Below are 7,508 nucleotides of genomic sequence, written 5' to 3'. Positions count from 1 at the left end.
TGGTGTCCCTTTCTTTCCCATTCCTATTCCTCCTTTTTCTCTTATTTTACTACGAAAAAAGTAGACACCCACACTTTTGTGAGTGTCTACTTTCATTTTACAGGTGCAATGCATCAACACGCATCGTGTGTTTTTTTATTTCTTTTCCACTGACACCGTTTGGTATATACGTTCAAAGAACGCGCGTGCCTCAGACAAGTCCTGTGCGTCCGGGTGGCCTTTCGCCGTGCCGCCTACAAGCTTAAACGGGCCGAACGTGTCGTATCCCTTGCATCCATATTCTCCGAGCACCACCGCATCTGCCGCCGCGGCCGCCGCTTGAAGCGGTTTTGTCCCAGTCCCTTTTTGCAAGCCGTACGTATACACAAAAAAGGTCGGCGTGTGCGGCAAAAGAAACTGCTGTGCAAACTGTGTCACCTTTTCATGCGGCGCAAAGCCGTAAATCCCCGATGCAAATCCGACCAAGTCATAGCCGGACAAATCGACGCTATCCGTTTTGGTGACATCAATGAGATCGACGTCATAACCGTCCGTCATTGCGCGAATGACTTTTAAGGTATTATGATGGTGCGCCGAATAGTAGCAGATTGCCGTTTTCATTCCGATTGTCCTCCGAATGTCCAGCCGCAGTCGCCATGATAAATCATCTGGCGTGTCATGCCGCCGTCGATGTAAATCGTTTCGCCGGTGATAAATCCTGCCTGCTCCGAGCACAAATATAGCACCATATTCGCAATATCAAGCGGATTGCCCACACGTCCTGCCGGATGCTGTGATGCATCTGCGCCTGTATAGACCGTGCCCGTTGTGTCAATCCATCCCGGTGCCACGGCATTGACGCGCACCCGTCCGGCAAAGCTCACGGCAAGCGCATGGGTGAGTACGGAAATGCCGCCTTTTGCCGCGGAATAGCTCTCGGTCTGCGGCTGACTCATACGGTCGCGCGAGGAGGAGATGTTCACAATGCTCGCGCCCGGTGCAAAATACGGCGAAAACAGCTTCGCAAGATAAAACGGCGCCGCCACGCCGACACGCTGTGCATATAAAAATTCATCATAGGTGCAGTCGTCGATGCCCTTCATGAGCGGCAGTGCGTTGTTGATGAGAAAATCAACCCGTCCGTATGTGTCGATTACCGTTTTTGCAAACGATTCAAGCACTGCCTGCTCGCCGATATCGCCGACAAATCCATCGTTTGGCAAAAGGTCGATCACGCACACATGTGCACCTGCTAAAGAAAACTGCTCGGCAATCGCTTTTCCGATGCCTTTTGCGCCGCCTGTCACGACGGCAACCCGATCACGAAACATCCTCGATCGTTCCTTTCTTATTTTTAAATCAGAATGCCGTCACAGTGGTCGATCTCATGCTGAATGATCTGCGCACAAAATCCGGTAAACGTTTGAAACCGCGTTGCAAACGACTCGTTTTGATACTGTACCTTGATCGACGCATAGCGTTTTGTTTTCCGTGTGCCGGACAAAGACAGACAGCCTTCCTCCGCCTCATACGGCGACTTGTGCTTGATGATCTGCGGATTGAACATCACCCGGTAGCCGCCCTCGTACTCAAATGCGATGATCCGCTTATTTACACCGATCATGTTGGCCGCCATGCCCACGCATCCTGCCTTGTGCGCTTTGAGTGTTTCGAGCAGATCATCCGCCACCGCACGGTCGGCCTCTGTCGCCGGCACCGATGGCGTCGACAGCACCGCTTCATCTTTGCAAATCTCTCTTACCATGTGTCCTCCTGCAAATTTGTGTCGTTTCTCTTATTGTAATCCCGTGAATCCAAAAAAGCAATGATGTTTCTGGATGCCAAAAGGCAAAACCGGTGAAAGATTTCACCGGTTTTTTATCACACAAAGAGCATACAGCCCGATTCTTTAAACTGTTTGATTTTCTCACGCAGGAGCGCTTCGTCACAGGAAAACGTCTCTGCAAGACACCGAATACACAAAAAATCCTCTGCGCGGCGGCTCACAAGCTTTTTGTAAAGCCCGATTTCGTCGTTTGAAAGCGGTGCGCCGCACGTTCTGCACACAGCACTCATGCGTCCACCACGCTTGCACGGTATACAACGCATTCATGCGCTTTCACCGCATGGGTAATACTGCCGTTTACCGGACGGGACGTTTCCTTGCTCCACACATCAAACAGCGAGAGCGTTTTGCCGCATCCGCTGTCGAATCCGAGGTCATACAAGCTCACCGTCATGTTCGTATCGGTTTCGCCCATGTTGAAAAATCCGATGGCAAGATCGCCGTTTTGGAGTGACCGTACCCAGATATAATCCTCGTTTGCATCCGGCCACGGATGTCCGCCTGCAACATACGGCTGTGCGCACAGCGGGTCCTGACTGATGGCGATCATGTCTTTGTTTAATAAGATCTGTTTTGTTTCGTCGGTCATCGTGCGCAAATCGCATCCTGCCATCAGCGGAGAGGAAAGCATTGCCCAGAGCGAAAAATGCGTCTTGTACTCCTCAAACGACATGCCGGTCAGTCCCACATGACCCACACCGTTTAAGCCGACGACGAGCATGTCCATATCGTTAAAACAGCCTTTTACACCGTACGGCATCAGCTTTGTCTGCTGTGCGTGCAGATCATGCACCGATTTCCATGCGTCCACGATGTCGAGTGTCGAGCGCCACATGCCCGCACCGGTCGTATGAATCCACTGCGCCGTATCATCGGCGCCCCAGCTGCATGCCGAGAACAAAATATCCCTGCCGCAGTTTCTGAGTGCCGTACCCATGCGGCGGTAGAGCATTGCACCGTCCGCCTGTGCAGGTTTATAGCAGTAGTCGTATTTTAAGAAGTCAACGCCCCATTCCGCAAAGGTGGCGGCGTCCACAAATTCATAGCCGAAGCTGCCCGGATAGCCGGCGCACGTCATCATGCCCGCGCAGGAATACATGCCGAACAGCAGTCCTTTTTCATGCACATAATCGGCGACATAGCGCATGCCGTGCGGGAATTTCTCCGGATCGGGAACCAGTCGGCCGTTTTCGTCGCGCTCGCGTTTTGCCCAGCAGTCGTCGATGACAAGATAGCGATATCCTGCATCGCGCATGCCGCTTTCGACCATGCGGTCCGCGCTCTCGAGAATCAGTTTTTCATCAATCTTGTGCGCAAATGTATTCCAGGAATTCCAGCCCATCGGCGGGGTATTGGGGATCATAAAAAGACCTCGCTGTCCGTTTCTTAAAATTTCACCCTGAGTATAGCATAAGCCCCTGCGCGTCGCAAGGGCTTATTGGTTCCATGATTTGATTTTTAACAGCCGGCAAGCTTGCGCATGCTCTGGTCGCCTGTAAACGTACCGACGTTATACAAAAACAGTGCCTGCTGATAGTCGTTCATGTCCACATAATCAGAGAGCGGCACGTTTAAGTACCGCAGATCGACAACGGCAATCTGTTCATAGTGAAGCGTCAAAAACTGCATCATTGAGTTTGCATAGCTGTCTTTAAACACAATGAGCTTTTTGCCGTTTTTGACGTTTGTGTTGATCGTGACAACCGGTGTGTTCTGTCCCAAAAAGACGGTATATTTGTCTTTTCCCTCGAGATTTTCACGGAAAAAGATGGAGGAGTAAGTCTGGGTGTTTTTGCCCATATACCGCACCACCTCATTCACCGGATCGCCCTGAGAATAGGTGTACAGATCGATGGTATCGGCAAAATCCTCGTGGCACAACGCTTTTGAATAAAGCGTGCCGAGAAAATCGTTTGCCACATGCTCGATGTTGAACATATCATGCGAAACCGCTTTGAAGTTGAGCGGCTTTGCAAGCGCGGTATAGCCGAGATATGCACCGTAGCTTGTCCAGTGGTGGTCGGTGCGGTAATAGATATACTCCTTCTGGTGTGCCGAAAGGACTGCATATGCATCGACGGTGTTCACGTTCTGAAGGGTATCATAAAACGATTTGATATAGGCGGTCTGATCGATATACGGTGCAGACATCGGCAGTGTCGAGGAGTAGATCGTTTCCGCCGTCGGCACGAGCATCACCGTTGTATCAATTTTTCCGCTGTATTTTTGTGCGAACTTGTTGATTTCCTCTGCGTTTAATGCAGTGACGGTTTCGTCCGGTTTTGCGATATGCTCGACCAGTTTGTCCTCGCATACATAAGCACCGCCCAGTTCACGTTTGCCCGCCGCGAGTTCGATTGCCGATTTTGCCTTTGCAATTTCATCGCGCAGAACAATGTGGTCGGCAAGATACGATTCCGTACCGTCCATGAATGATTTATCGAGCACGGTATCCGCCGAAAACGTCGGTGCTGACTTTAATGCCCTGTTTTCAAGCTCGGAAAACGTTTTGTCCGGCACAATGAGCGACGCAATCGGGAACAAAAAGATTACGGCAAAAAACAATGCAAGCAGAATTCGTTTGGAAGCCATCAAAACACGTACTCCTTTCCCTTAGAAGTTAAAGTATAAAAACGGATTGTAGGTGGATGTGACAACATAGCAGATCGACACGGCAAACAGTGCCACGTCGAGTCCCAGCCGCATGGTATTTGCGCACCAGAGTGCCCATTTGTCGCGGACAAAGTGATAAATCCGGCGGGAGAGATTCGTCGAGCAGAATGCACACACCACAAACAGCAGGATATTTGACAAGAACAGATAAACAGACTGGCGGTCGAACAGCGCCGCGCCGTTTACGCCGAACAGTGCACCGAAGAACGAGCCGATCGACGAAAGGCTTGTCATCTCAAACAGCACCCATCCGAACACGACGAGCAAAAACGCGTAAAGCCACTGCACAACGCGCGGAAGCTTCTGCAAGAGTTTCCCTAAGAACAGTTTTTCTAACAGAATGAGCACGCCGAAGTAAAGACCCCACAGCACAAAGTTCCAGCTTGCGCCGTGCCAGAGGCCGGTGAGCATCCAGACAATCAGCGTGTTGCGCACAAGCTTTAATTTGCCGACACGGTTGCCGCCCAGCGGAATATAGACATACGACAAAAACCACGAGCCGAGCGTCATGTGCCAGCGGCGCCAGAACTCGGACACGCTCTTTGAAAGATACGGATGGTTGAAGTTTTGCGGGAAATCAAACCCGAGCATTTTGCCAAGGCCGATTGCCATATCCGAATAACCGGAGAAGTCATAGTAGATCTGGAATGTAAACGCCAGAATGCCGATCCATGCTGTGAGCACCGGCAGTGTCGCATAGTCCATGTCTTTGACAAGCGTCCACACTGCGCCGATGTTGTTTGCGAGAATCAGCTTTTTGGCAAGACCGCGGATGAAAATGCTGATGCCGTCAGCTATTTTGTTCATCGAGATCTCACGCTCGTTGATCTGCTCCTCGACATCGCTGTAACGCACGATCGGGCCGGCAATCAGCTGCGGGAACAGCGTCACATAGCCGGTGAAATTGACGATGCTCTTCTGCACGCGGATACTGCGGCGATAGAGGTCGATTGTATACGACATGGCCTGGAACGTGTAAAACGAAATGCCAATAGGCAGCGGCAGCTGCGGATCAAAAATCTGCGTGCCGAACAGATCGTTTATATTCTGAATGAGAAACGAGCCGTATTTAAACACACATAAAAAGCCGAGGTTCAACACAACTGAGCCAATCAGCACTGCAAGCCTTCGCTTTGGAAATGCGTCGAACCGGTCGATCAAAAGACCTGCTAAGTAGTCGACGACAATCGTTAAAAGCATTACGAACACATAAAGCGGTTCGCCCCATGCATAAAACAGAATGCCCGAGATCATGATGATCAGATTCTTCACCTTTTTGGGTGAGAGATAGTAGACGAGCAGTACGATCGGCAGAAAGCCGAATAAAAACGTCATGCTTGAAAAAACCATGTTGTTATTGTTCCTCCTTTATTTGTTTGCAGAATGCACGGTATTCTTCGTAAGTAATGAGCCCGTTGATGACATCGAGCAGGCTGTTTTGCGAAAGATAAGTGGGCAGTCCGAGCTTTTTTAACAGCGATTCCCGCTTTTTCTTAGCGTCCGCGCCGCCGGAAAGCCCGTCCTCAAAAAAATCAAGCTTTGTGATCGGACGGGAGCGTTTGGGCTCCTCGCGGTCGAGTGCGCCGGCTTGCTCGATGAGTGTGCGCAGGCAGTCGGCGTCAATTCCCTCGACCCCCAAAAGATGCTCTTTGCCGGGGACGGCTTTTCGCTTTTCCTTGCCTTTTATCTGCGGAATATACACATGGCGGATATCCGCGCCCTTTGCAATCGAACGGATGAAGTTCCGAAGCTGAAAGCCTGCCCGGTCGGAGTCGGTGAGAATCAAAAGTCCGCGCTGGTTTGCAAGTGCGCGGATCATCGCGATTTTTTCGCGGTCTTTATAGATCCGAAAGCCGTCGGTTTGAATAATCACCCCGTCAATCAGCGAGGAAAGCTTTGCTTTATCATAGCGTCCCTCCACGATGACGGCGCGCGATACCTTTATTTTGTCCATGAGTTCCTTTCTGCACGCATATGCGCGGCAATTTCACCGATCATTTGTTCCAAAATCAAACGGTTATCTGCCTTTGACGATTTGATGGCGCGGTCTGCGCGGTAAAGCGCATCGACACACGCATGAATCTGCGCAAGTGAAAAGCGGTTTGCATCGCGGCACGCATTTTTGACCGCAAACAGCCGGTTTTTCGGATAGGCAAAGTCGGCTGCGATCTGATCGGCGCTTTTTCTTGCCGCCATGCCGGCCTTTGCGCGGTAAATATCGGAAAATGCCATCGAAAGCGCCGCCACAATCCGCACAGGCTCTTCTTTTAAATAAAACAGCTTATCAAGTGAGCAAAACGCCTGCGTATACTGCGACAAAAGCAGCTGCTTTGCCAACGTAAACGCACCGGCTTCAATCGACGGCGGACAGCACAGCACAATATCTTCTTTTGTGATTTCGCCTTCATTTACAAAGGCACACAGCTTGTCCACCTCGTTTAAAAGCGTGCTGTAATTTGTGCCGCACCGCTCGATGAGTGACTGCGCGGTGTCCATATCGAGTCTGATATACCGCTTTGCCGCCCGCTCGCACAGCGCACGGCAGATGGTTTTTTCGTCCTTTGGGTCAAACCGGCACACAACACCCACTTTTTTGACGGCGTCGATGAGCTTTTTGTTTTTTGCGGACACCTTTTTGTCTCCCGGGTCAAACACTGTATTGCAAAAGACGAGCACGGTCGTTTCCGGCAGAGAAGAAACGGTGGTGAGTATCGTCGAAAGCGATGCTTCCGCAAGCTTTTCCGCATTCAAATTCCGGATAAGCACAAGCTTCTGCGGTGCCATCATCGGCAGTGTTTCACAGTGCTCTGCCACCGCATCGGCAGAAAGCTTCTCTGAGTCAAACGCGATGCGGTTAAACTCGTCAAACGAGCCGGTATCCACAGTGGCAGAAATTTTTTTGAGCGCAGTCTGGATGAATGCCGGTTCCGAGCCGTAAAGATAATACACATTTGCAAGCTTTCCTGCTTTGAGCGCGTCCATGAGCGCGCGATCCTCCAAAACCGGCATT

The 7,508-nt window shown here is 50.9% G+C and carries 9 protein-coding genes; all 9 read right to left on the bottom strand.

Features of this window, described 5'->3' with window-relative positions:
• Window positions 1–135: 135 nt before the first annotated feature.
• The 9 genes from H6A12_RS11470 to holA all read right to left on the bottom strand — a co-directional run bounded on the left by H6A12_RS11470 (window position 136) and on the right by holA (window position 7,507).
• On the bottom strand, window positions 136–600 hold the full coding sequence (locus H6A12_RS11470) for a flavodoxin domain-containing protein (RefSeq protein WP_204448006.1): 465 nt from the start codon (window positions 598–600) through the stop codon (window positions 136–138).
• Entirely contained in the window at window positions 597–1,310 is a 714-nt protein-coding gene (locus H6A12_RS11465; RefSeq protein WP_204448003.1) for an SDR family oxidoreductase, read from the bottom strand. Before H6A12_RS11465 ends, H6A12_RS11470 begins: the two co-directional genes overlap by 4 nt.
• A gap of 23 nt (window positions 1,311–1,333) precedes the next feature.
• Entirely contained in the window at window positions 1,334–1,744 is a 411-nt protein-coding gene (locus H6A12_RS11460; protein ID WP_204448001.1) for a peptide deformylase, read from the bottom strand.
• Between the two features lie 116 nt (window positions 1,745–1,860).
• The gene (locus H6A12_RS11455) at window positions 1,861–2,046 is read right to left on the bottom strand and encodes a hypothetical protein (RefSeq protein ID WP_204447999.1); all 186 of its coding nucleotides are present in this window, start codon (window positions 2,044–2,046) and stop codon (window positions 1,861–1,863) included.
• 5 nt (window positions 2,047–2,051) lie between these two features.
• Complete coding sequence (locus tag H6A12_RS11450) at window positions 2,052–3,188, bottom strand: glycoside hydrolase family 27 protein (RefSeq protein WP_204447996.1); 1,137 nt, start codon at window positions 3,186–3,188, stop codon at window positions 2,052–2,054.
• A gap of 95 nt (window positions 3,189–3,283) precedes the next feature.
• Entirely contained in the window at window positions 3,284–4,417 is a 1,134-nt protein-coding gene (locus H6A12_RS11445; RefSeq protein ID WP_204447994.1) for a DHHW family protein, read from the bottom strand.
• Between the two features lie 21 nt (window positions 4,418–4,438).
• Window positions 4,439–5,848 (bottom strand): MBOAT family O-acyltransferase, encoded by a 1,410-nt coding sequence (locus H6A12_RS11440; RefSeq protein ID WP_204447992.1) that lies wholly within the window; start codon window positions 5,846–5,848, stop codon window positions 4,439–4,441.
• Window positions 5,849–5,852: 4 nt separating this feature from the next.
• Window positions 5,853–6,452 carry a toprim domain-containing protein gene (locus H6A12_RS11435; protein ID WP_204447989.1) on the bottom strand — a complete coding sequence of 200 codons (600 nt, stop codon included), beginning with the start codon at window positions 6,450–6,452 and terminating at the stop codon, window positions 5,853–5,855.
• Window positions 6,440–7,507, bottom strand: coding sequence for a DNA polymerase III subunit delta (gene holA, locus H6A12_RS11430; RefSeq protein ID WP_204447988.1), 1,068 nt, complete (start codon window positions 7,505–7,507; stop codon window positions 6,440–6,442). Before holA ends, H6A12_RS11435 begins: the two co-directional genes overlap by 13 nt.
• Window position 7,508: the final 1 nt, after the last annotated feature.

It is taken from the genome of Merdimmobilis hominis (assembly GCF_016901855.1).
Taxonomy (GTDB): domain Bacteria; phylum Bacillota; class Clostridia; order Oscillospirales; family Ruminococcaceae; genus Paludihabitans.
Note: the sequence above shows the minus strand (reverse complement) of the source record. Positions and strands in the feature narration are given on the sequence as shown.